Genomic DNA, 21,704 nt, shown 5'->3' with positions numbered 1-21,704 from the left:
GAACGTCATGCTGAGTTTGCCGAAGCCTCTCTACCGCTTCGTTGAATTATCGTTGCAGTAGAGAGGCTTCGGTAAACTCAGCATGACGTTCTGAGTAAAATCCCTGCGCCGCCAAAGAAGCAAGGCCGCCTACTCCTTCACCAGCTTGCGCACCACCGGCTGCCCGGCTACTTCGGCCTGCACCCAGTAGATGCCGGGCGCCCAGCCAGATGTAGACAGCTGCAGGCTGCCGTCGGAAGTGCGGCGCGAGGTGGCCGGCACCACGCGGCCCAGCGCATCCGTTACGCGCAGCCGGGTTAGCGGCTGGCCGGCTTCGGCGCGCAGCGTAACCAGCTCCTGCGCCGGGTTGGGAGCCAGCTGCAACAACCGGCCGGAGGTTTCGGGTTTGGTGGAAGCCACCAGCCCGGTCAGGCGGTAGGGCCGCAGGAACCGCCAGATTTCCCGGCTGGCGTTGATGTCGCGGTTGGTGACGCCGATGTTCACCGGCGCGCCCGGCCAGGTGTGGCCGCCCCCGATGACGCGGTAGTGTTCCACCACGCTGCCGTTGCGGCCGCCCGTGTATAGCTGCCGCTCCACGGTGCTGCCGTCGGCGGTGTTGATGTCGGGAACCTGGGTGATGATGGGCGTGGGGTTGCAGCCGTTGCGCTGCACCCAGCTGGCCAGCAGCGTCGGGATGGGCAAGAACAGAATGTTGCCGTTGTAGGGCACGGTGCCGTCGGCGGTGCCGTGGATTTCGAGGATGGGCACCGCCCGCCCCGGCATGCACACCGCCTGCCGGCTGGCCACCATGCTGCCCGTAACCGACGCAATGGCGGCAATGCGGCCGCTCAGCTGGCAGGCCAGCTCGTAGCTCATGAAGCCGCCGTTGCTCATGCCGGTGCTGTACACGCGGTTGGCGTCAATGCGGTAACGGGCGCTGAGCGTGTCAATTAGGGCGGCTAGAAACGCTACGTCGTTGGGGCCGCCGCTGCCGGGGGGCGTAAACGTGTTCCAGTAGCGGCTGCCGGTACCGTCGAGGGTACCGTTGGGGTGCACTACCAGGAAATTGGCCGTGTCGGCAATGGCCCGGAAGTCGCCGTACTGCTCCTGCTCTAGGTTGTTGGAGCCGTAGCCGTGCAGGTTGAGCAGCAGCGGCACCGCCTGGTTTCCGGTATAGGCCCGCGGCACGTAGAGGCGGTAGTCGCGCACGGCGCCCCCGAAACGGATGGTGCCCGTGATGGTGGACTGGGCCCGCAGGCCGGACGCGGCCAGCAGCAGGCCGCAGCAGAGTAGAAATCGAAGGCGCATAGGAAAGAGGCTTAAAACGACGTGTAAAAGAAATGAAGCCAGCCGGAAAGCCCCGACGGGCTTATCCGGAAGCAGCTGAGCTATGGCCGGCGGCCCGCGTTGCGGCTAGGCGGCCGGCAGCGCCAGGTCGTCGTAGGAAATGCCGATTACTTCCACTTCTTCCTGCTGGCCGCCCAACTGCAGCGTTACGAGCTGGCCCAGCTGCGCGCCCTGCACCGCCCGGGCAATGGGCGCTACAAAGGCCAGCCGGCCTTCGGCCACGTCGGCTTCGTCTACGCCGACAATGGTGAAGCGCCGCTCGGTGCCGGGCCGGCCGCCGCTGCGGGTGCGCAGCGTTACGGTGGCGCCAAACCGCACTTCCTGGGGCGGCTGGGCCCGCGGGTCTATCAGCCGGGCACTGCCGAGCCGGGCGTTGAGGGCCGTGAGCTGGGCGTTGTAGAGGGACAGCAGGCGGGTACGGTCGGCGTCGTTTTCGCGGTTGGCTTCGGCGCGGGTGCGGGCCGCGTCCAGCGTGGTCAGCTCGGCCCGCAGCAAAGCCAGCCCGCGGGGCGTGACGTAGTTGGCCATGCCGGGCGGCAGGGGGGCACGGGGCGGCACGATGGGCGCCTCCAGCGAATCGTCTTCTTTGGTGAATGCACGGCTCATACCCTTCCTAACGCAGGCCTGCGCCGCAGGTTGGGCCGCTATGCCGTTGGGCACGTTCGGGCACACAGCGCCCCACCCACATCCGGTTGCAGATGTAGCCGATGGCACCCGTGGGCGGGCCGCCTCAGCCTATTGGCCAGGAATGACACCTACTAAATGCAGCACCCAGCCCAGCAGGTAAAAGCCCACTATGGGAAAAATGTAGGCCCACCAGGGCAGATGGGTAAGCCGGGTAAGCAGGCTTCTCTCTCTCGTCAGCATGGCAGCAAACCAGCGCTAATGCGCTGGTGGTTAGAAGTTACCGAAAATTCACCACACATTCAACCCCAACCGGTTAGGTACCTGCGCTTCTGACCAGCCCAGCCCCTCAACAACCTGACGACGCTCTGGCCGGTACAACTACCACACCCCTTCTCTGCCTGCTGCCATGGACACTGCCCCTACCTTCTCCGCTGACACCGAAACCGCCCTGTGGCAGCAAGTAGCCGCCGACATGGCCCGCACCCCCGACCTGCTGGAATACACGGCCACGCTGCACCAGAACGGCTACCAGGTGCAGCTGGAGCTGAATATCGACCTAGGTGGCGGCTTTGAGAGCGGCTACGAAACCACCACGTTTCGGGCCGTGGTGCCGGGCCAGACGGCGCTGCACTTCGCGCTGCACGAGCAGGACTGGGTGCACGAGCTGGGCAAGCTGCTGGGCTTGCAGGACGTAGAGTTGGGCGACCCGGAGTTGAACGCGGCCTACATCGTCAGCACCAACCACCCCGACCAGCTCCGCGCCCTGCTCCTTTCCGACCCCGTAGTGCGCCAGACGCTGCTGCAGTACCAAGAGCTGCGCCTCGACCTTACCGCCGACCCGGCCGCGCCGCAGGCCGGCACGCTCCTGACCTTCACCAAAGAGCAGGCCCTCACCAATCCCGCCCAGCTGCAGGAAATCTACCACATGCTGCTGGTGCTCCTGCGGCAGCTGGCCCCGAAGCCGCTGGCGGCTGCCGGCGGGCCTGACTCTGGGCGCTAGCGCCTCGTTGCTCTGGTCTGCTTCCCGCATCTTTAGCTTTACTTTTCCTTTACGGCATCTCTGCCCAAGCCGCAGCTACCTTACTCCCATGGCCCACATCGTCACGCTGACCCTGAACCCGACCGTTGATAAGAGCACCACCGCCGACCACATCATCCCCGACCAGAAGCTGCGCTGCGCCGCGCCCAAGTTCGAGCCCGGTGGCGGCGGCATCAACGTGAGCCGGGCGCTGCGCCGGCTGGGGGCCGACTCGGTGGCGGTGTTTCCGGCCGGCGGGCCCACCGGCCAGCTGCTGCAGGAGCTGCTAGCGCAGGAGCAGGTGCAGCAGCTGGCCGTGGAAACAGCCAGCCGCACCCGCGAAAATTTCATCGTGGTAGATGCTTCCAGTGGCCAGCAGTATCGCTTCGGCATGCCCGGCACCGAGCTGACCGCCACCGAGCAGCAGCAGGTGCTGGCGGCCCTGCGGAACTTGCCCGAGGTCCCCGAGTTCCTGGTCATTAGCGGCAGCTTGCCGCCCGGTGTGGAGCCGGAGTTTCTGGCCGAAATAGCCCGCTGGGCCAAGCAGGCCGGCACCCGCATCATTGCCGATACCTCCGGCCCGGCTTTGCAGCGCATTTTGCAGGAAGGCGTGTACCTGATCAAGCCCAACGTGGGCGAGCTGAGCAAGATGACCGGCGTGGAAGAGCTCGACGACGAAGCCGTAGCCGCCGCCGCCCAGCAGCTGGTGCGCGAGGGCCAGGCCGATATCGTGGTGGTGTCGCTGGGGCCGCAGGGCGCCTGCGTGGTTACCAAGGATGCCGTGGACCACGTGCCGGCTCCCGCCGTGAAAAAGCGCAGCACCGTGGGCGCCGGCGACAGTATGGTGGCGGGCCTGGTATACGGCCTCAGCACCGGCCTGAGCCTGCCCGAAACGGCCCGCCTGGGCGTGGCCTGCGGCTCGGCCGCCACCATGAACCCCGGCACCGAGCTGTTCCGCAAGCCCGACGTGGACCGCCTCTACCAGGGCCTGCTGCAGCGCCTGCCGCAGCGCGTCTAGCCGCTGCACGCCTCGTTCTGCCCTACCTTAGGCCCCATGCCCCTCATCGACAAGATTGCCTGGCTGCACCTGCACGATGGCCGCATCCTCAGCACCCGCAGCCGGGGCAAAAACCGGTACTACCTGCCCGGCGGCAAGCGCGAGCCAGGCGAAACCGACGCCGATACGCTGCTGCGTGAAATCCGGGAGGAGCTGACCGTAACGCTGGATGCGACCAGTCTGCAACCGCGCGGCGTGTTCACGGCCCCCGCCCACGGCCACGCGCCCGAGGTACTGGTGCAGATGACGCTCTACGCCGCCACCTATACCGGCCAGCTACAGCCCGCCACCGAAATCGAGGAAATCGTCTGGCTCACCTACCGCCACCGCCCCCAGGTGTCGGCCGTGGACCAGTTGATTTTCGACTGGCTGCACGAGAACGGGGAGTTGGCGGAGTAGCCCGCCGAGGGTAAGGCCGTGGTTGGCCAACCGATTCATAATTCGCTTCTGCAACGCTATTTACCCCTATCCTGCCAACTATTGGTTCTTACACTTTGAAATACAAAGTTCTTTTGCATACTTCGCAGAGCTTTGTCATTCCATGGTTCCCAAATGCCGCCTGACAACCGTACTACCTAAACCTCTCCTGACCATGATCCTTCGCAAAAGCCTCACCTGGATTACACTTACCACAATGCTCCTGCTCGCCATTCCGCTGGTAGCCATGCAGTTCACCCGCGAAGTCGTCTGGACTCTCTCGGATTTTGTGGTGGCCGGTGCTCTGTTGTTTGGTACGGGCCTCACGTACGTGCTGGTAGCCAGCCAGCGCCGCCCGATGGCCTATAAGTTGGCTGCCGCAATAGCGGCAACAGCTTCCCTGCTGCTGGTGTGGGGCAACCTGGCCGTGGGCTTCATCGGCAGCGAGGACAACCCCGTGAACCTGCTCTACGGCGTGGTGCTGGCCGTGGGCTTCATTGGAGCGGTGGCAGCGAAACTCCAGCCGCAAGGAATGGCCAAGGCCATGTTCGGAGCCGCGCTTACACAGTTCGCCGTGCCGTTCGTGGCGCTGCTCATCAAGCAGCCGGAGTTGACGATGGGCGTGCTGTGGGTGATTGTACTCAACACGGTCTTTGCCGGCCTATGGGTTGCGGCGGGGCTGCTGTTTCGGCGGGCGGCGGGGGCCAGTGAAGAGCAAGGCCGGCCGGTGGCGTAGAAAAGCCTGGTTGAACGTAGCAGAAACGCCCCGGAGCCACGCTGGTTTCGGGGCGTTTCTGTTGGCTACACTGAGCGCAAAACGCCTCGGCACCCTCCCCCCGAAAGCAGCGCCCCTACCAAACAATAGCCGCACTCACTCTCAGCCCGGCCTTACTCCGCCAAAGCGCAGCCCTCCTTGTCCAAAACCCGGTCACAGGTTCTCAAAGCCTGGCCCGAATCGTCCAAAGCGTAGCCCCCATCATCCAAAGTCTGGCCGCACTCGTCCAACGCGTGGGCACACTTCTTCCAAGCCCGGCCCCAACCGTCCAAAGCATAGCCCTAGTCGTCCAAAGCCCGGTCACACTTTTCTACCCACCGCATACCTATAATCTTCCCGAATATTTCTATTCTTGAGCTTTACGCTGAGTATCCCCGCGCCCACACCTATTCTACCCCATCATACCCTCTTACCCCCATACCCTCATACCCTACTACTAATGCTTACCGCCAAACAAGACAACCGGCTCACCGCCGCCCAAAACACCCTGCTCGCCCTCCGGCAAGACCCCACCCCCTATCAGCAGGACAAAGCCCTCCAAAACACCCTCGCCGAGCTCCAGCAGCTCACCGACGACCTCGGCCCCCTGCGCCAGCAAACCCAGCGCGCCAGCAAAGGCAAAACCGCCGCCAAAACCGACCGCCGCGAGCAGCTGGCCACCAGCGCCAGCGAAATAGCCGGCGACCTGTACGCCTACGCCACCGCCCAGCAAGACCCCGGCCTCCAGGCCTCGGCCAACCACAGCTACGGCACCCTCCTCAACCTGCGCGCCAACGCCCTCACCGACGCCGCCCAGCACCTGCTCGACTACGGCGTCAGCCCCGAGCGCCTCGCCGAGCTGCGCGACACCCTCGCCGCCTTCAGCACCAGCAAAAACGACCCGCGCCAGCAAATCAGCGAAGCCAAAGCCGCCCGCCTCGCCATCAAAGACAAGTTCTCCCAATTGGCCACCCTGCTCGAAGACCGCCTCGACCGCAGCCTGCGCAAGTATGCCCGCTCCGCCCCCGAGTTCTACCAGCGCATCCAGGCCGCCCGCCTCATCATTGACCGCCCCGGCAAGCGCACAGGCGACAACGACCAGACGCTGGAGAAGCTGGGGTAACTATCCCTGTCATTCTGAGTGCAACGGAGCGCAACGAAGTGCCTCTTGCGCTTTGTTGTGTCCCAAGTTGCCAAATCCGTAAACTCATTTTTCTATATAACACGATGAACAAGTCAGAATGGGAGAACCGCCTTAACCAATGGCGGCAACCACTTTCAGAAACAGAGGAAAAAAGGTGCGCCAATGCAGAAAGGATGGTAAAGGAGGCATTAAAAGCCGACACGGAATTAGCAAAAAGAAACATAGAAATATTCTTACAAGGTTCTTATAGAAATAATACTAATGTTAGAACAGAAAGTGACATAGACATTTGTGTAAGATTGATGGATGTATTTTTTACGCACTTACCTCCAAATTCATCCAATGAAACATTCGGCCTAACTGATGCAGTAGGCCCCAAATATGCAGATTACAAGCAAGAAGTGATTAATGCATTGGTAGCGAAGTTTGGCGAGAAAAACGTTGAAGTGGGAAAGAAGGCAGTCGTAGTTATAGAAAATTCCTATCGCATTCATGCCGACGTCGTAATATGCTATGAACACAGACGGTATAGAGAAAATGGCGGCTACTATTCAGGTGTTGAATTTCGATCAACATTGGGAGATAAAATAATCAACTTTCCACTGCATCACATAGAAAATGGCACAACAAAGAATGTAGCAACAGGCCATCAATACAAGAGGATCGCCAGAATACTTAAAACACTAAATATAGAAATGGATGGTGTTTCTGGTTATAAAAGGTTGCCATCATTTTTCATTGAGTGTTTGGCATGGAATGTACCAAATGAAACTCTTATAAATCATTCGACCTACTACGACGCAGTTCGGGCATCACTTCAGTTTTTACACGCCAACCTTACTGACGAAAGCAAGTATTCTGAATGGGGAGAAGTAAGTGAACTTCTATATCTATTCAGAGGACATTCTAAGTGGACAGCTCAGGATGGAGTAAAGTTTGCAGAATCAGCTTGGGAATACGCAGAATTCACAAAAAATGATTAAACACGACTTAAGAACATTCGGCTTCGCAATTATTGGCCTAGCCCTTGCGACCTGGTTTGCACTAATATGGTATCATCATGGTTTTAAATTAGGCCAGCTTGATGTTTCAGATTTCGGCCAAATATCTTCTGTCGTATCAATTAATGTATTATTCTGGGGACTATTCATCAAGTATATGTGGAAATGGAAAATATTTAAAGGATGGCTAATACAAGTTCCTGACTTGTCAGGAACTTGGGAAGGTCAACTCATATCAAGTTGGCAAGACGATAATGGAGAGACTCCAGATCCAATAGATGCAAAAGCAACTATTACTCAGTCATTGTTTCATATTAATGTAAAAATTGAGACTAAAGAAATGAAAAGTAATAGTGCTGCATCTTCACTTGACATAGACTTAGAACGAGGATATAAAAACCTATGGTACTCTTACCGAAGCGAGCCTAAAGCCTCTGTTAAAGCCAAGAGTCCTATACATTATGGCTCAGTTATACTTAGAATAAATGAAGATGAATCTATATTGGAAGGCCAGTATTGGACTGATAGAAAGACAATTGGTGATCTAATTTTAACAAAAGTTTCCACCTAATAATTTATTTATATAGGCAAGAACGACGAAAGGATCTAGTGAGAACTAGATCCTTTCGTCGTTCTTGTATCCTATAAACTCTTAAATTACTGTCAAAATAGCACATAAATCATACTATAAACTCTTAAAATTCAGCCAAAAAGTCAGCAAAACCATCCTCGCACCCCGTTTGCTAGCTTCCTCGTAGAACCTTCCACTGCGAAGTCTCACCCTACGACGAAAGCCAACCATGAACTTTAATAACTATACCATCAAGGCGCAGGAGGCCGTACAGAAGGCCACCGAAATTGCCGGCGCCAACCAGCAGCAAGCCATTGAAACCGGCCATCTGCTGAAGGGCCTGTTCCAGAGCGACGAGAACGTGCTGTCGTTTGTGGCCAAGAAGCTGGGGGCCAACCTCAACATTCTCACGCCCCGCCTCGATGCCCTGGTGGCCGCCTACCCCAAGGTGAGCGGCGGCTCGCCCTACCTCGCCAACGAAACCGCCGCCGCTCTGCAGCGCGCCACCGGCTACCTCAAGGAGTTTCAGGACGAATACGTGTCGGTGGAGCACCTGCTGCTGGGGCTGCTCAGTGGTAAGGATGCCGTGGCGACCCTGATGAAGGACGCCGGCTTCAACGAGAAAGACCTGAAAGCGGCCATTCTGGAGCTGCGCGGGGGCCGCAAGGTCACGTCGCAGTCGGCCGAGGACCAGTACCAAAGCCTCAACCGCTACGCCCGCAACCTCAACGAGCAGGTGCGCACCGGCAAGATGGACCCGGTGATTGGCCGCGACGAGGAAATCCGCCGGGTGCTCCAGATTCTGAGCCGGCGCACCAAGAACAACCCCGTGCTGCTAGGCGAGCCGGGCGTGGGCAAAACCGCCATTGTGGAGGGCCTGGCCCAGCGCATCGTGGCCGGCGACGTGCCCGAAAACCTGCGCGACAAGGTGATTATGAGCCTCGACATGGGTCTGCTCATTGCCGGGGCCAAGTACAAGGGCGAGTTTGAGGAGCGCCTCAAGGCCGTCATCAAGGAAGTAACCGACTCGGATGGGCAGATTATCCTGTTCATTGACGAGATGCACACGCTCATCGGGGCCGGCGCGGGCGGCGAGGGCGCCATGGACGCGGCCAACCTGCTGAAGCCGGCTTTGGCCCGCGGCGAGCTGCACGCCATCGGGGCCACCACGCTCAAGGAGTACCAGAAGTACATTGAGAAGGACAAGGCCCTGGAGCGCCGCTTCCAGGCCGTGATGGTAGACGAGCCCACCGTGGAGGACGCCATCAGCATCATGCGCGGCATCAAAGAGAAGTACGAGCTGCACCACGGCGTGCGCATCACCGACGACGCCGTTATTGCCGCCGTAGAGCTTAGTTCGCGCTACATCACCGACCGGTTTCTGCCCGATAAGGCCATCGACCTGATGGACGAGGCCGCCGCCAAGCTGCGCATCGAGCTGAACTCCATGCCCGTAGAGCTGGACGAGGTGCAGCGTCGCATCATGCAGCTGGAAATTGAGCGCGAGGCCATCCGCCGCGAGGAAAACCACGACCGGGAAGCCGTGCTCAACAAGGACATTGCCGACCTCTCGGCCCGCCGCGACGACCTGAAGGCCCAGTGGGAAAACGAGAAATCGGCCCTCACCAGCATCCAGACCGAAAAGGAGAACATTGAGCGCTACAAGCTGGAAGCCGACCAGGCCGAGCGCCAGGGCGACTACGGCCGCGTGGCCGAGCTGCGCTACGGCAAAATTCAGGAAGCCGAAGCCAAGCTGAAGGAGCTGCAGGCCCTGGCCGAAGCCGACAAAGGCAAGGAAGGCGGCTCGATGCTGCAGGAGGTGGTGACCCAGGAGGACATTGCCGACGTGGTGGCCAAATGGACCGGCATTCCGGTGAGCAAGATGCTGCAGTCGGACCGCGAAAAACTGCTGAACCTGGAGGCCGAGCTAGGCAAGCGCGTGGCCGGCCAATCGGAAGCCATTGCGGCCATTTCCGACGCCGTGCGCCGCTCCCGGGCCGGGCTGCAGGACCCCAAACGGCCCATCGGCTCGTTTATTTTCCTGGGCACGACCGGTGTGGGCAAAACCGAGCTGGCCAAGGCCCTGGCCGAGTACCTGTTCAACGATGAAAACGCCATGGTGCGCATCGATATGAGCGAGTTTCAGGAGCGCCACGCCGTGTCGCGCCTGATTGGGGCGCCTCCCGGCTACGTGGGCTACGACGAAGGCGGCCAGCTGACCGAGGCCGTGCGCCGCAAGCCCTACTCGGTGGTGCTGCTCGATGAAATCGAAAAAGCCCACCCCGACGTGTTCAACATCCTGCTGCAGGTGCTCGACGACGGCCGCCTCACCGACAACAAGGGCCGGGTGGCGAACTTCAAGAACACCATCATCATCATGACCTCGAACACGGGGGCCGACATCATTCAGCAGAATTTCAAGGAGCTGAACGAGTACAACCACGACGAAGTGGTGGACCGCACCCGCGAGGAAGTGGTGGACCGCCTCAAGCAGCACATGCGCCCCGAGTTCCTGAACCGCATCGACGAAATCGTGATGTTCCAGCCGCTCAAGCGCAAGGAAATCCGCAAGATCGTGGACATCCAGTTCCGCCAGATTCAGCAGCGCCTGGAAGAGGCCGGCATCCGCCTGGCCGCCTCCGACGAAGTGCTGGACTTCCTCGGTGAGCAGGGCTTCGACCCCACCTTCGGGGCCCGGCCGCTCAAGCGCGTCATCCAGCGCCTGGTGCTCAACGAGCTTTCGAAAGACATTCTCTCGGGCCGCGTGAGCAAGGACGCGGTGGTGGAAGCCGTACTGGAAGACGGCGGCATCCGCTTCAACAACGTGGAGATGCCGGCGGTGGGGTAACCTCCCCCCTGGCCCCTCTCCTCAGGGAGAGGGGAGCCTGACGGTCATAAAAAAGCCCCGCCGGCACTATGCCGGCGGGGCTTTTTGTGTGTTAAGGCTAGGCGTTAAAGTGTTTCTTCTTAAGACGACGTAGGATATTCTTCGGAATAGGCTTGCCTTGTTGATAAGCACTCAGGATGGCTTCTTCCTTTGCTTTGCTAAACCGCGCGTTTTTCGCAATGGCAACGGCCGACAGTACTACACCTAATCCCAGCGTAGTTGGGGCGCCGTCAATTCCTCGGGCAGTAGCCACGGCGCCGTAGCCAAAAAAGTAACCACCTGGCAATGCCAGAATGGTGCTGCCGGTGCGCCGTTTGTCAAATAAGCGTTGTACGGCTTTAGATGAATCTACTGGTTGAGTAGTTTGGGCAAACGATGAAAAAGCGCTGAGTGCTAATAAGCCAGTGAAAGCGCAGGTTCGAAATAAGTATGCAATCATGTAGAAAAGGGTAAATAGGAGAATTAATTCTTTATCGGCGCGGCTTTTTGTTTCGATACTGGAGCGCTCCTGACGCCGCACAAACAGGTTCTTGGTTATGCGAAGTGAAGACCAGAGCTGCCCCAGCGTTAGTTAGTAGCTTCCGCAGCCTGACGCTGCAGTTGCTCACGCTCCATTTGCTGGCGCAAGGCCTCGCGCAGATAGGCGGCTTCCTGAAAATGGCTGGCGTTGAGCTGGCTGCGGTATTTGGCCGGAATGGGCTGGCCGGCCGCGTAGGCTTTGTCCACGGCTACCAAGTGGGCTTTGTTGAACTTGCTGGCGTGGGTGATGAAGCCCACCACCGTACCCGCCAGCAGGGCCACGCCCAGCGGTGGCGAAATGGCTTCGTCGGCCACGGTGGTCTGGCCGTAGCGGTCGGTGGAGGAAATGGGCAGGGCCAGCGTCATGCCCGCAATGAAGGGCAGCGTGTAGAGCCAGCCGGCGTAACGGCGTTTCCGGAACAAGCTCAGCAGCGCCCCGGTGGTGTCGGCCTCGGTGGCTTTGGGGGCGTAGCGGGGCAGGTACCAGCCGTTGAACAGCAGCACCGCGCCGGAGTCGGCAGGGGTGGCGGCGGCAGGCGCGGTAGCAACGGGCGCAACGCCGGATAGTGCGGCGGGTGCTTGCTGGGCATAACCGGCCACACCAGCCAGCAGCAGCAACAGGAGTAGAAAAGCGCGCATAGCGTTACTTGGCCGGCGCGACGGGTACCGGCGTGTACTGAATGATGGGCGTGCTGAAGAAGCGCGGCTTGAGCTTGCGGCGCAGGCTGCGCGGCAGCGGCTGCCCGGCCCCGTAGGCCGTGAGTTGGGCAGCCAGGTTGGTGTTGCCGTAGTGCAGCAGCTTGCCCAAGCCATAGCCCACAAACGGCAGCGTCGCCAGCAGCACCACGCCGGCCGAAGGTGCCTCCTGGGAAACTGTGTAGCCGGGGCCGCTTGCTACTTCGCGGCCGCCGCTGGTAGCCAGCCGCAGCCCGGCCAGCGCGCCGCCCACCATCCAGCTCACGCCGCCCGCCTGGCGCTTGCTGTACAGGCTGATGATGGCCTGAGCGGTGTCGTTGCGCAGGTACTGGTTGCGCAGCTGCTGCTTGAAGGTTTCGGAAGGCAGGTTGATGGGGGCCTGGGCCTTCGCTAGGCAGGGCAGCAGCAGAGCGCTGATGCACAATACTCGAAATAACATAAATGCAGAGGTGATAAAACCGAATCTATGCCGCAATATACCATTCGGCCCGCACTGAAATCCTACTTTGCCTGAGAAACTACTGCCCCACCCTAAACTCCTGCCTCCCTGGCCCCGGCGTTGCACAAGCGGCCCGGAGAAAGGCGTAGCCGCGCCGTCGGGAAGTTGCCGCAGGGCGTGCTGGTGCCTGCGCCAGCGCGGTTATTGGGGCCGGTTGACGGCGTGTGAATCCAACTGATAAAATTTCGGCGCGCAGGTATTGCACGCTCGATTAATTCTTATATATTTACAAATAATTATTAAATACATTACAATTAAGATAAATTCTGGGTTTCCCCTGCCCGTTGTCTGACACCTCCATTGCCGGATTCCCCCGCTGCCGGGGATGGAGGTGTCCGACCAAGCTGTTTCGCCTGCCTCGCTTCCTGATTCCTTTTCCCAACCACGCTTACCTACAGGCCAGCGTTGCTACTCTGCCATTGGGCTGTAGCGGCGGTGGCCTGTTTGCCTGTCGTTGCAAATAGCCCATATTCAGCTACTCGTGTAGCTTTGCGGCATGGCGTCTCTGTTTCAGACCTACCTTCAGCTCGGCTTCTTCCACATTTTCAACCTGCGGGCTTACGACCACCTCGTGTTCCTGCTGGCGCTGTGCGCCCCCTACGTGCTGGCCGACTGGCGGCGTCTGCTGGCGTTGGTTACCAGCTTCACGCTGGGCCATTCGCTTACGCTGGCGCTGGCCACGCTGCAGATCGTGAGCTTCAGCTCCGGCCTGGTGGAAAAGCTGATTCCGATAACCATTCTGCTGACCTGCGCCGTGAACCTGGCGCGAGCCGGCCGCACCGAGTCGCGCCTAGCCCGCGTGAGCCGGCCCGAGCCCGCCGTGCTGGCCCTGCCCAACCTGCTGGCTCTGGTATTCGGCCTGATTCATGGCCTGGGCTTTTCCAGCTACCTGCGCGAGCTGCTGGGCCAACAGAGCCGGCCGGTGCTGGAGCTGCTGGCCTTCAATGTGGGCGTGGAGCTGGGCCAGCTGCTGATTGTAAGCCTGATTTTGCTGCTGGGGCTGCTGCTGCTGCGCGGCTTTGGGGTGCAGCGCCGCGACTGGCTGCTGGTGGTCAGTGGGGCGGCCATGGGTATTGCGCTGGTGCTATTGGTGGGTTGAGTGGTGGGCTGGCAGGTTGGTGGAGTGGTGGGTTATGCATTACCAATCCATCAATCCACAAGCCCACCACGCCGCCTTGTGCAACACTGGCCCGCCCGCGGCGTCCTTGCCGAATCTGCCGTTGATTTTGCCTAAATTTACCTTCTTCGCTTTCTGCTTTTTCCGCGCTTGACTACTATGCTGAAACCTTTCCTGCCGGTGGCGGGGCTTGCCTTGCTGCTGGCAGCACCGGCCCTGGCCCAAAACACCAACTCGGGCACCGACAAATTTGCGCAGCTCGAAACGCTGCTGCCCACACCCAACTCCTACCGCACCGCCTCCGGCGCCCCCGGCACCGACTATTGGCAGCAGCGCGCCGACTACAATATCCGCGTGAAGCTGGATGATGAGAAGCAGGCCATTACGGGCTCCGAGGACATCACCTACACCAACCTCTCGCCCGACGTGCTGACCTACCTCTGGGTGCAGCTCGACCAGAACATCCTCGACAAAAACTCCATCACCACGGCCACGCAGGTGGGCCAGATCCAGGACCGGATGCCGTTCCAGGCGATGGAGTATCTGCAGCGCAGCGAGTTTGAGGGCGGGTTCAAGATTTCGGAGGTGAAGATGAAGGGCGGCAAGGCGCTGCCCTACGTCATCAACCACACCATGATGCGCGTGGACCTGCCCACGCCGCTGCGGCCTAAGCAGGCCGTCACGTTCAGCATTTCGTGGAGCTACAACATCAACGACCAGCTGAAAATCAACCAGCGCAGCGGCTACGAGTATTTCGCCGAGGACAAAAACTACCTCTACGAAATTGCGCAGTTCTACCCACGCATGGCTGTGTACTCCGATAACCAGGGCTGGCAGCACAAGCAGTTCCTCGGCAACGGCGAATTCGCCCTGCCCTTCGGCGACTACCGCGTGAGCATCACCGCCCCCGCCGACCACGTGGTGGGCGCTACCGGCGTGCTGCAGAACCCCAACGAAGTGCTGACCAGCGCCCAGCGCCAGCGCCTCGAGAAAGCCAAAACGGCCAAGACGCCGGTGCTCATCGTGAGCCAGCAGGAAGCCGAAAAGGCCGAAACCGGCCGCGCCAAAGGCACCAAAACCTGGACCTACGCCGCCAAGGACGTGCGCGACTTTGCCTGGGCCAGCTCGCGCAAGTTCATCTGGGATGCCATGGGCATCATGCAGAAAGGCAAGCCGGTGATGTGCATGAGCTACTACCCCAAGGAGGGTAACCCGCTGTGGGGCAAGTACTCGACAGAAGTGGTGGCGCACACCATCAAAACCTACTCCAAGTACACCATCGACTACGAATATCCGGTGGCTATTTCGGTGCACGGCCCGGTGGGCGGCATGGAGTACCCGATGCTGTGCTTCAACGGCGGCCGCCCCGAGAAGGACGGCACCTACTCGGCCGACCGGAAATACGGGATGATTTCGGTGATTATTCACGAGGTGGGCCACAACTTCTTCCCGATGATCATTAACTCGGATGAGCGCCAGTGGAGCTGGATGGACGAGGGCCTGAACACGTTCACGCAGTACCTCACGGAGCAGGAATGGGAGCGGAACTACCCGTCGCGCCGCGGCGAGCCCAAGAACATTGTGGACTACATGCGCACCGGCAAAAACCTGCAGACCCCGATTATGACCAACTCGGAGTCGGTGCTGCAGTTTGGGCCGAACGCCTACGCCAAGCCCGCTACCGGCCTTAACATCCTGCGCGAGACCATTCTGGGCCGCGAGCTGTTCGACTACGCCTTCAAGGAGTACGCCCGCCGCTGGGCCTACAAGCACCCCACGCCCGCTGACTTCTTCCGCACCATGGAAGACGCCTCCGGCACCGACCTCGACTGGTTCTGGCGCGGCTGGTTCTACACCACCGACGCCTCCGACCTGGCCATTACGGGCGTGAAGTGGTACTCGGTGGACTCCAAGAACCCGGAAATCGAAAACGCGCGCAAGCGTGAGATGATCAACAAAGCGCCCCAAACTCTGTCGCAGCAGCGCAACCTGCAGGACATCAAGCGCACCCTCGTGGACGAGAAGCCCGAGCTGAAGGACTTCTACAACACCTACGACCCGCTGGCCACCACCGACGCCGACAAGCAGCGCTACCAGCAAATGGTGAAAGGCCTGAGTGCCGAGCAGCAGCAGCGCCTGAACGCCGGCCTGAACTTCTACGAAGTGAGCCTCAAGAACCTGGGCGGCCTCACGATGCCTGTTATCGTGCAGATGACCTACCAGGACGGCAAACAGGAAAAGATGACGATTCCGGCCGAAATCTGGCGCAAAAACAACGCCGAGGTAACCAAGGTGTTCATCACCGAAAAGCCCGTGGTGAGCTTTGTGCTGGACCCCAATCTGGAAACCGCCGACATCGACCTGAGCAACAACGCCTGGCCGCAACAGGCAGCTCCTTCCCGCTTCGAGCTGTTTGAGCAGCAGCAGCGCACGCAGCCCAACCCCATGCAGCAGCAGCAGACTTCAATGCAGAAGATGGAGCAGAAGCCCGCTGGCAGCAGCACGGGCGGCACCAACTAAGCCTCCGCATTCTTCCTATTCAGGAACATAGCAAAAGAGCCGGCCTACAGCGTAGTCCGGCTCTTTTCTTTAGCTTACCGCCATCTTCCACTCCAACTTTTCACTACTCTCATGGGACTTCTCGACGGCCTGCTGGGCAATGCTTCTGAAACTGATGCCCAGGAAATTCAGTTGGAGCTGAGCCAGCTGCTCTCGCCCGGCGAAACCGTGCGCAACTCCTACGCCGTGCTGCGCGACCTGATGGTGTTGACCACCAAGCGCCTGATCATGGTAGACAAGCAGGGCGTAACGGGCAAGAAGCGCGAGTACCTGAGCCTACCCTACCGCAGCATCGAGCGGTTCTCGATGGAAACCACCGGCCACTTCGACCTCGACGCCGAACTAAAAATTTGGGTGCGCGGCCAGACCGAGCCCATCAGCAAAACCTTCCGCGGCGACAAAAACGTGTATGACGTCTACCGCGCGCTGAGCGAGTTTGCCATTTAGCTGGTGGATAATGAGTTGGTGGAGTGGCGGATTGTCATGCTGAGCCTGCGAAGGACCTTCTTGTACCTGAACGATTACCGTACCAACGGGCCGTTCTACCGTAACAAGATCCTTCGCAAGCTCAGGATGACAATCCGTCACTCCACCAACCCATTATTCCACCATAAATGCCCCGCTTTACCGCCGCCCACGCCCTCACGCAAGCCCGCCAGCACCCGCTGATTCCGGTGTTCTACCACGCTCAGGAAGACTACGCCCGGCGGGTGCTGGCGGCCTGCCACGCGGCCGGCGTACGGCTGTTTGAGTTCACCAACCGCGGCCCCCAGGCGCCGGAAATTTTCGAGCGGCTGCAGCGTTTCGTGGAAACCGATTTCCCGGATCTGCTACTGGGCGCGGGCACCATCTTCACGGCCGAGGAAGCCGGCCGCTTCATTGAGGCCGGCGCCGACTTCATCATCCAGCCCGTGTGCAGCCCCGATGTGGCCGCCGTGTGCCGCAGCTACAACCTGGCTTGGCTGCCAGGCGCCCAGACGCTGAACGAGGTGTATGAGGCCCACCGCCTGGGCGCTACCTTGGTAAAGCTGTTCCCCTCGGCTTACCTCACGCCCGCCTACCTCGGCATTCTGCGCGGCCCGCTGCCCCAGGTGCCTATCATGGTCACGGGCGGCATCCAGCCAACCGTCGAAAGCCTCACGGAGTGGAAAACCGCCGGCGCCACCTGCGTCGGCCTCGATGCCCGCCTGCTCGACACCGACGAGCCCGCCCGCCTCACGGCCCAGGTGCGGGAGCTGCTGGCGGTGCTGCAGCCAGCGTAACGCAAAAATCCGTTTCGCGACGAGTGAAGCAAGTAGCCGGAACGGTGCCAACTGGCGCAGACCTGGTTACTCGCTTCGCTCGGCGCGAAACGGATTTTTGCGTTGCGTTTTCTTTAGCCGCCCACTACCGGGGCGTTGGGGGCGGGTACGGAGGGGTTGTATTGGGGCGTGGCGGCGTTGTGGATGGCGGTGGCCAGGCCTTTGTCGGCTTTGAAGTCGTTGCGCTTGTAGGGGCGGATGATGAGGCGCAGGGCCTTGTCGGAACTGAAGTAGCTGATGGCCCAGCCCACCAGCGTCACGACTTTGTTGCGGAAGCCCACCAGCGTCATCAGGTGCACAAATAGCCAGGTGAGCCACCCGAAGAAGCCGCCGAAGTGTTTGTCGCCGGGCAGGTCTACCACGGCGCGGTTGCGGCCCACAATGGCCATGCTGCCCTTGTTGGTGTACTTGAACGGCTTGAGGGTTTCGCCGCGCAGCAGCCGTTTGAAGTTGTCGGCCAGCTGCTCGGCCTGCTGAATAGCCACGGGCGCCAGCATCGGGTAGCCGCGCGGCATTTCTTCCGTCACCAGGTTGGCCACGTCGCCGATGGCGTACACGTTCTGGAAGCCCAGCACGCGGTTCACCGTGTCCACGTTCACACGCTTGTTGCGGGCTACAGCGGCTTCGGGCAGACCTTCCAGCGCCGCCCCGTTCACGCCGGCGGCCCAGATCAGGTTTTCGGTGCGGATAAATTCGGTGTCGGAGTAGTATAGTTTGCCGTCCTCGAAGTGCTTGGCCTGGGTGTTGAGGCGCACGTGGATGCCCATTTCCTCCAGATAGCCCTTGGCCTGCACCTGCGAGTCCTTGCTCATCGGCCCCAGCACCTCCCCGCCCGATTCCACGAGGTAGATTTCCATCTGCTTGAGGTCGAGTTCAGGGTAGTCCTTGGGCAGCACGTCCTTGCGCATCTCGGCCAGGGAGCCACAGATTTCTACGCCGGTGGGGCCGCCGCCCACCACCACCACGTTCATGAGGGCCTGTCGGCGGGCGGGGTCTTCGGTGAGAATGGCCTTCTCGAAGTTCTGAAACAGGTAGCTGCGCAGGTTCAGGGCATTGGGCACGCTCTTGATCTGCATGGCATTCTGCTCGATGCTGGTGAGACCGAAGAAATTGGTGAGCGAGCCGGTGGCCACCACCAAGTGGTCGTAGCGGATGTCGCCGATGTTGGTGGTGAGCGTGTTGGTGGCCGGGTCTACGCGCTGCACGTCGGCCATGCGGTAGAAGAAGTTCTGCTGACCCGCGAAAATCTTGCGGATGGGGTAGGCAATGCTGTCGGCCTCCAGCGCCCCGGTTGCTACCTGGTAGAGCAGGGGCTGGAAGTTGTGGTAGTTGTTACGGTCAATGACTACCACCTGCACGGGCGCGTCGGCCAGGTCCTTGACCAGCCGCAGCCCGGCAAAGCCGCAGCCGATAATCACGATACGAGGTTGGGAAGTACGCGGCAGGTTGGTATCCATAGCAAAGTCGAAGGTCAAACAGTGGCTGTACTGAATATTGGGTCATAGGGTTGAAGCAGGCACTGTCGTGGCGAGCAGCACCCGGCATTCAACCTAGCCAAAGCATTATGCCCTGACGAAGCACAAAGCCCCTGACGTCCGTGCGGACGTCAGGGGCTTTGTGTTTGCTTGGGAAGTTAGACTGGCTAAGTGATTCGCTCCGCTCGGCAGGACGGGCTTTCCATCCAACTTAGTAATCGACGCCTTCCTTCTTCTTGAACTCACCGTCTTTCACCTGCTTTATCAGCTGCAGCCAGCTGAAAGGATTGAGCAGTGGGTTGTTGGAATACTGCGAAGGGCCCATGCCCATGCGGCGCTGTTGCTCCAGCTGCTGCATCTGCATGGTCTGGCGGTAGTTGCCCATGCTCGTGACGGGGGCGTTGTTGAAGATGCGGCGCAGAATGTCCTGGTTGAGGTTTTCGGCGGAGCTGGAACCCCGCTCCTTGGGCAGGCGCAAGGCCAGGAAGGCTTCCTTGAAGGCCTTTTCGGTGGCGTAAGGGAAGATGCGTACCTCCGGCAGCACGGTCACGTCTTCGCGCAGCTGCACAATCACGGAGTAGCTCTGGCGCGGGTAGTCGGGCGGAATCACCACGTACTGGTTGCGGTAGCCCAGGCTGCGGATGATAATGCTGTCGCCGGCCAGCACGGGCAGCGAGAAGTAGCCGTAGGCGTTGGTGGCGGTGCCACGGCCGGCTTTGGGCACAAACACGGTGGCGCCGGGCACACCCAGCAGCGAGTCGCCGGTGGCCACGATGCCCGTGAACTGCACCACGCGCTGCTGGCCCTGGGCCCGGGCGGCAGTCGGCAGCAGCCAGCAGGCCAGCATTACCAGCACACAGGCGGCCAGCCGCAAAGAAAATCGAACTACTACAGACATACAGGGTATTACAGACTACAAGTATACGGCACTTTTGGGGGCCGCTACCGGGTTTGAGGTAAATTCGCGCCGGCCGGTTCCGGTTCACTTTTGCTACTTCTTCGTCTAAAGATGCGCCTCAAACACTTCAGCGTTGCATTCGGCCAGCAACTATTCAAAGCTTTCGGCGACGAAAGCCGCGTGCGAATTCTGCATCTGCTCTGGCGCAACCAGGAAATGTGCATCTCCGACCTGGAACAGGTGCTGGACTTCACCCAGACCAAAACCTCCCGGCAATTAGCGTTCCTCAAAAATGCCGGCCTGGTCAGCTTCCGCCGCCTCGACAACTGGGTATTCTATTATCTGAAAGATGAAGGCCTGGACTTCGTGCAGCAGCTACTCGGCTACATGGAGCGCGACCAGCAGCTGCAACACGACCAGAAGATTTACCAGACGCTCTGGTCGAACCGGGAGCTGGCCGCGTATAAGCTGCAAAACCGCCGCTGGACCGGGAATCACTGAGTGGCGCAGATATTTACGCTGATTTTTTCCCGGGACTTTCGGGAGGTATCTTTTCGTTTCTATTTGTTGCCAGTGAAATCTGTTGCGCCCGTTACCCGCCTGTTTGTTTGCACTGCCCAGAAGGATGAGGTGGGCAAGGATGTCGTGAAAGCCCTGAAATCCGAACTCAAGAAGCAGGGCCTGAAAAAGCTGCTCAGCGGCGGCGAGAAGCGCAAAGTGCGGGTGCAAACCTGCAACTGTCTCGACCTCTGCAAGCAGTGCAAGAAAGGCCCCGGCGCCGCCCTTATCATCCACCCCGAAGGCACCGTGTACGGAAACGTCCGTCCCAAAGACGCCGCCGACATCGTGCACGAGCACCTGGGCGAAGGCCGGATTGTGGAACGGCTGCAGGTCGACTGATTTCCCTAAACGTCATGCAGAGCGGAGCGAAGCATCTCGCGCGCTGACGTTGTGGTGCTATTGCTTACTATCCGAACGAGATGCTTCGGCTGCGCCTCTGCATGACGTTCTCCCCTCCCCTATTCACCTCATCACCTTCCTTACGCATCACCAGTGAAATACCGTCACCTCTTCTTCGACCTCGACCATACGCTGTGGGACTTTGAAACCAACGCCGATGAAACCCTGCGCCACCTGTTCGCTGAGCACAACATCGGCCGGCACGGGGTGTCGGTGGAGAAGTTTATTAAGGAGTATTCTGATATCAACCACGGCCTGTGGCGGCTGTACCAGGGCGGCAAAATCAACCAGCAGCAGTTGCGCGCCACCCGCTTCCCGCGCACCTTCGTGCAACTGGGGCTGCGGGAGGAAGACTCGCCGGCGGGCATCTCGGAGCAGTTCACCGACCTGCTGCCCCTGAAAAAGGCCGTGTTTCCGTACACCTACGAGGTGCTGGATTACCTGCGCGACAAAGGCTACCGCCTGCACCTCATCACCAATGGCTTCCGCGACATCCAGTACCTCAAGCTCGATGCGTCCCAGCTCACAGAGTATTTCGAGGAAATCGTGACGTCGGAGTGCTGCGGCCACCTCAAGCCCGATACCCGCATTTTCGAGCACGCGCTGGAGCGCGCCGGTGCTAACGCCGCAGAAAGCCTCATGATTGGCGACAACCTGGAGTGCGACGTGCTAGGAGCCTACAACGCCGGCCTCGACCAGGTGTACTTCAATCCCGCCAAACGCCGCCACTTCAACCAGATTACCTACGAAATCAGCTCCCTGAGCGAGCTGAAGGAGATTCTGTAGCCACCTGTCATTCCGACGCAGGAGGAATCTGAGTGAGCTTGTCTCAATACCTTCACCCAGATTCCTCCTGCGTCGGAATGACAGGCAGTATA

The 21,704-nt window shown here is 60.1% G+C and carries 22 protein-coding genes; 15 read left to right on the top strand and 7 right to left on the bottom strand.

From position 1 onward, the window contains the following. Positions 1-129: 129 nt before the first annotated feature. Both O9Z63_RS00540 and O9Z63_RS00535 read right to left on the bottom strand, forming a co-directional pair. The gene (locus tag O9Z63_RS00540) at positions 130-1,287 is read right to left on the bottom strand and encodes an extracellular catalytic domain type 1 short-chain-length polyhydroxyalkanoate depolymerase (protein ID WP_270127296.1); all 1,158 of its coding nucleotides are present in this window, start codon (positions 1,285-1,287) and stop codon (positions 130-132) included. Between the two features lie 105 nt (positions 1,288-1,392). Continuing rightward, positions 1,393-1,932, bottom strand: coding sequence for a GreA/GreB family elongation factor (locus O9Z63_RS00535; protein ID WP_270127295.1), 540 nt, complete (start codon positions 1,930-1,932; stop codon positions 1,393-1,395). 427 nt (positions 1,933-2,359) lie between these two features. On the opposite strand from O9Z63_RS00535, the gene O9Z63_RS00530 reads away from it, so the two are divergent. The 8 genes from O9Z63_RS00530 to clpB all read left to right on the top strand — a co-directional run bounded on the left by O9Z63_RS00530 (position 2,360) and on the right by clpB (position 10,763). After that, positions 2,360-2,953, top strand: coding sequence for a hypothetical protein (locus O9Z63_RS00530; protein WP_270127293.1), 594 nt, complete (start codon positions 2,360-2,362; stop codon positions 2,951-2,953). Positions 2,954-3,041: 88 nt separating this feature from the next. Then, positions 3,042-3,989, top strand: coding sequence for a 1-phosphofructokinase family hexose kinase (locus O9Z63_RS00525; RefSeq protein WP_270127291.1), 948 nt, complete (start codon positions 3,042-3,044; stop codon positions 3,987-3,989). 36 nt (positions 3,990-4,025) lie between these two features. Continuing rightward, a complete protein-coding gene (locus tag O9Z63_RS00520; protein ID WP_270127289.1) occupies positions 4,026-4,427 on the top strand; it encodes an NUDIX hydrolase in 402 nt (133 codons plus the stop codon). A gap of 193 nt (positions 4,428-4,620) precedes the next feature. Beyond that, the gene (locus tag O9Z63_RS00515) at positions 4,621-5,181 is read left to right on the top strand and encodes a hypothetical protein (protein WP_270127287.1); all 561 of its coding nucleotides are present in this window, start codon (positions 4,621-4,623) and stop codon (positions 5,179-5,181) included. 478 nt (positions 5,182-5,659) lie between these two features. Further along, positions 5,660-6,322 carry a hypothetical protein gene (locus O9Z63_RS00510; protein ID WP_270127286.1) on the top strand — a complete coding sequence of 221 codons (663 nt, stop codon included), beginning with the start codon at positions 5,660-5,662 and terminating at the stop codon, positions 6,320-6,322. Positions 6,323-6,426: 104 nt separating this feature from the next. Next, positions 6,427-7,326 (top strand): nucleotidyltransferase domain-containing protein, encoded by a 900-nt coding sequence (locus O9Z63_RS00505; protein WP_270127285.1) that lies wholly within the window; start codon positions 6,427-6,429, stop codon positions 7,324-7,326. Continuing rightward, positions 7,319-7,915: a Cap15 family cyclic dinucleotide receptor domain-containing protein gene (locus O9Z63_RS00500; protein WP_270127284.1), complete on the top strand. Its 597-nt coding sequence runs from the start codon at positions 7,319-7,321 to the stop codon at positions 7,913-7,915. The genes O9Z63_RS00505 and O9Z63_RS00500 overlap by 8 nt, the downstream gene beginning before the upstream one ends. A gap of 229 nt (positions 7,916-8,144) precedes the next feature. Continuing rightward, positions 8,145-10,763, top strand: coding sequence for an ATP-dependent chaperone ClpB (clpB, locus tag O9Z63_RS00495; RefSeq protein WP_270127283.1), 2,619 nt, complete (start codon positions 8,145-8,147; stop codon positions 10,761-10,763). 97 nt (positions 10,764-10,860) lie between these two features. On the opposite strand, the gene O9Z63_RS00490 is transcribed toward clpB, so the two are convergent. The 3 genes from O9Z63_RS00490 to O9Z63_RS00480 all read right to left on the bottom strand — a co-directional run bounded on the left by O9Z63_RS00490 (position 10,861) and on the right by O9Z63_RS00480 (position 12,456). Beyond that, the gene (locus O9Z63_RS00490) at positions 10,861-11,241 is read right to left on the bottom strand and encodes a hypothetical protein (protein ID WP_270127282.1); all 381 of its coding nucleotides are present in this window, start codon (positions 11,239-11,241) and stop codon (positions 10,861-10,863) included. Between the two features lie 128 nt (positions 11,242-11,369). Beyond that, positions 11,370-11,960 (bottom strand): hypothetical protein, encoded by a 591-nt coding sequence (locus O9Z63_RS00485; RefSeq protein WP_270127281.1) that lies wholly within the window; start codon positions 11,958-11,960, stop codon positions 11,370-11,372. 4 nt (positions 11,961-11,964) lie between these two features. After that, positions 11,965-12,456 (bottom strand): hypothetical protein, encoded by a 492-nt coding sequence (locus O9Z63_RS00480; protein WP_270127280.1) that lies wholly within the window; start codon positions 12,454-12,456, stop codon positions 11,965-11,967. Between the two features lie 556 nt (positions 12,457-13,012). Between O9Z63_RS00480 and O9Z63_RS00475 the strand changes: the two genes are divergently transcribed. The 4 genes from O9Z63_RS00475 (at position 13,013) to O9Z63_RS00460 (ending at position 17,454) form a co-directional block, all read left to right on the top strand. Then, positions 13,013-13,615 carry a HupE/UreJ family protein gene (locus tag O9Z63_RS00475; protein WP_270127279.1) on the top strand — a complete coding sequence of 201 codons (603 nt, stop codon included), beginning with the start codon at positions 13,013-13,015 and terminating at the stop codon, positions 13,613-13,615. 177 nt (positions 13,616-13,792) lie between these two features. Then, positions 13,793-16,153, top strand: a complete 2,361-nt coding sequence (locus O9Z63_RS00470) for a M1 family metallopeptidase (protein ID WP_270127278.1) — start codon at positions 13,793-13,795, stop codon at positions 16,151-16,153. Positions 16,154-16,264: 111 nt separating this feature from the next. After that, entirely contained in the window at positions 16,265-16,639 is a 375-nt protein-coding gene (locus tag O9Z63_RS00465) for a PH domain-containing protein (protein WP_270127277.1), read from the top strand. A gap of 167 nt (positions 16,640-16,806) precedes the next feature. After that, positions 16,807-17,454 carry a beta/alpha barrel domain-containing protein gene (locus O9Z63_RS00460; RefSeq protein WP_270127276.1) on the top strand — a complete coding sequence of 216 codons (648 nt, stop codon included), beginning with the start codon at positions 16,807-16,809 and terminating at the stop codon, positions 17,452-17,454. A 113-nt stretch (positions 17,455-17,567) separates the two neighbouring features. On the opposite strand, the gene O9Z63_RS00455 is transcribed toward O9Z63_RS00460, so the two are convergent. Continuing rightward, a complete protein-coding gene (locus O9Z63_RS00455) occupies positions 17,568-18,950 on the bottom strand; it encodes an NAD(P)/FAD-dependent oxidoreductase (RefSeq protein ID WP_270127275.1) in 1,383 nt (460 codons plus the stop codon). A 229-nt stretch (positions 18,951-19,179) separates the two neighbouring features. Continuing rightward, on the bottom strand, positions 19,180-19,866 hold the full coding sequence (locus O9Z63_RS00450; protein WP_270127274.1) for a carboxypeptidase-like regulatory domain-containing protein: 687 nt from the start codon (positions 19,864-19,866) through the stop codon (positions 19,180-19,182). Positions 19,867-19,977: 111 nt separating this feature from the next. On the opposite strand from O9Z63_RS00450, the gene O9Z63_RS00445 reads away from it, so the two are divergent. From O9Z63_RS00445 to O9Z63_RS00435, 3 genes are all read left to right on the top strand, one after another. Next, positions 19,978-20,367: an ArsR/SmtB family transcription factor gene (locus O9Z63_RS00445; RefSeq protein ID WP_270127273.1), complete on the top strand. Its 390-nt coding sequence runs from the start codon at positions 19,978-19,980 to the stop codon at positions 20,365-20,367. A 72-nt stretch (positions 20,368-20,439) separates the two neighbouring features. Then, a complete protein-coding gene (locus tag O9Z63_RS00440) occupies positions 20,440-20,766 on the top strand; it encodes a (2Fe-2S) ferredoxin domain-containing protein (protein WP_270127271.1) in 327 nt (108 codons plus the stop codon). 153 nt (positions 20,767-20,919) lie between these two features. Continuing rightward, on the top strand, positions 20,920-21,612 hold the full coding sequence (locus O9Z63_RS00435) for a YjjG family noncanonical pyrimidine nucleotidase (RefSeq protein ID WP_270127270.1): 693 nt from the start codon (positions 20,920-20,922) through the stop codon (positions 21,610-21,612). The last annotated feature ends 92 nt before the right edge of the window (positions 21,613-21,704 follow it).

This window comes from Hymenobacter yonginensis, from assembly GCF_027625995.1.
GTDB lineage: Bacteria > Bacteroidota > Bacteroidia > Cytophagales > Hymenobacteraceae > Hymenobacter > Hymenobacter yonginensis.
The sequence above is the reverse complement of the archived record's forward strand: the minus strand, read 5'-3'. Positions and strand labels throughout refer to the sequence as shown.

Coding starts and splice junctions, on each gene's coding strand:
- O9Z63_RS00510 (WP_270127286.1), top strand. CDS start 5,660: ATGCTTACCGCCAAACAAGACAACCGGCTCACCGCCGCCCAAAACACC.
- O9Z63_RS00460 (WP_270127276.1), top strand. CDS start 16,807: ATGCCCCGCTTTACCGCCGCCCACGCCCTCACGCAAGCCCGCCAGCAC.
- O9Z63_RS00455 (WP_270127275.1), bottom strand. CDS start 18,950: ATGGATACCAACCTGCCGCGTACTTCCCAACCTCGTATCGTGATTATC.
- clpB (WP_270127283.1), top strand. CDS start 8,145: ATGAACTTTAATAACTATACCATCAAGGCGCAGGAGGCCGTACAGAAG.
- O9Z63_RS00505 (WP_270127285.1), top strand. CDS start 6,427: ATGAACAAGTCAGAATGGGAGAACCGCCTTAACCAATGGCGGCAACCA.
- O9Z63_RS00525 (WP_270127291.1), top strand. CDS start 3,042: ATGGCCCACATCGTCACGCTGACCCTGAACCCGACCGTTGATAAGAGC.
- O9Z63_RS00535 (WP_270127295.1), bottom strand. CDS start 1,932: ATGAGCCGTGCATTCACCAAAGAAGACGATTCGCTGGAGGCGCCCATC.
- O9Z63_RS00490 (WP_270127282.1), bottom strand. CDS start 11,241: ATGATTGCATACTTATTTCGAACCTGCGCTTTCACTGGCTTATTAGCA.
- O9Z63_RS00515 (WP_270127287.1), top strand. CDS start 4,621: ATGATCCTTCGCAAAAGCCTCACCTGGATTACACTTACCACAATGCTC.
- O9Z63_RS00465 (WP_270127277.1), top strand. CDS start 16,265: ATGGGACTTCTCGACGGCCTGCTGGGCAATGCTTCTGAAACTGATGCC.
- O9Z63_RS00445 (WP_270127273.1), top strand. CDS start 19,978: ATGCGCCTCAAACACTTCAGCGTTGCATTCGGCCAGCAACTATTCAAA.
- O9Z63_RS00520 (WP_270127289.1), top strand. CDS start 4,026: ATGCCCCTCATCGACAAGATTGCCTGGCTGCACCTGCACGATGGCCGC.
- O9Z63_RS00450 (WP_270127274.1), bottom strand. CDS start 19,866: ATGTCTGTAGTAGTTCGATTTTCTTTGCGGCTGGCCGCCTGTGTGCTG.
- O9Z63_RS00500 (WP_270127284.1), top strand. CDS start 7,319: ATGATTAAACACGACTTAAGAACATTCGGCTTCGCAATTATTGGCCTA.
- O9Z63_RS00485 (WP_270127281.1), bottom strand. CDS start 11,960: ATGCGCGCTTTTCTACTCCTGTTGCTGCTGCTGGCTGGTGTGGCCGGT.
- O9Z63_RS00540 (WP_270127296.1), bottom strand. CDS start 1,287: ATGCGCCTTCGATTTCTACTCTGCTGCGGCCTGCTGCTGGCCGCGTCC.
- O9Z63_RS00470 (WP_270127278.1), top strand. CDS start 13,793: ATGCTGAAACCTTTCCTGCCGGTGGCGGGGCTTGCCTTGCTGCTGGCA.
- O9Z63_RS00530 (WP_270127293.1), top strand. CDS start 2,360: ATGGACACTGCCCCTACCTTCTCCGCTGACACCGAAACCGCCCTGTGG.
- O9Z63_RS00475 (WP_270127279.1), top strand. CDS start 13,013: ATGGCGTCTCTGTTTCAGACCTACCTTCAGCTCGGCTTCTTCCACATT.
- O9Z63_RS00480 (WP_270127280.1), bottom strand. CDS start 12,456: ATGTTATTTCGAGTATTGTGCATCAGCGCTCTGCTGCTGCCCTGCCTA.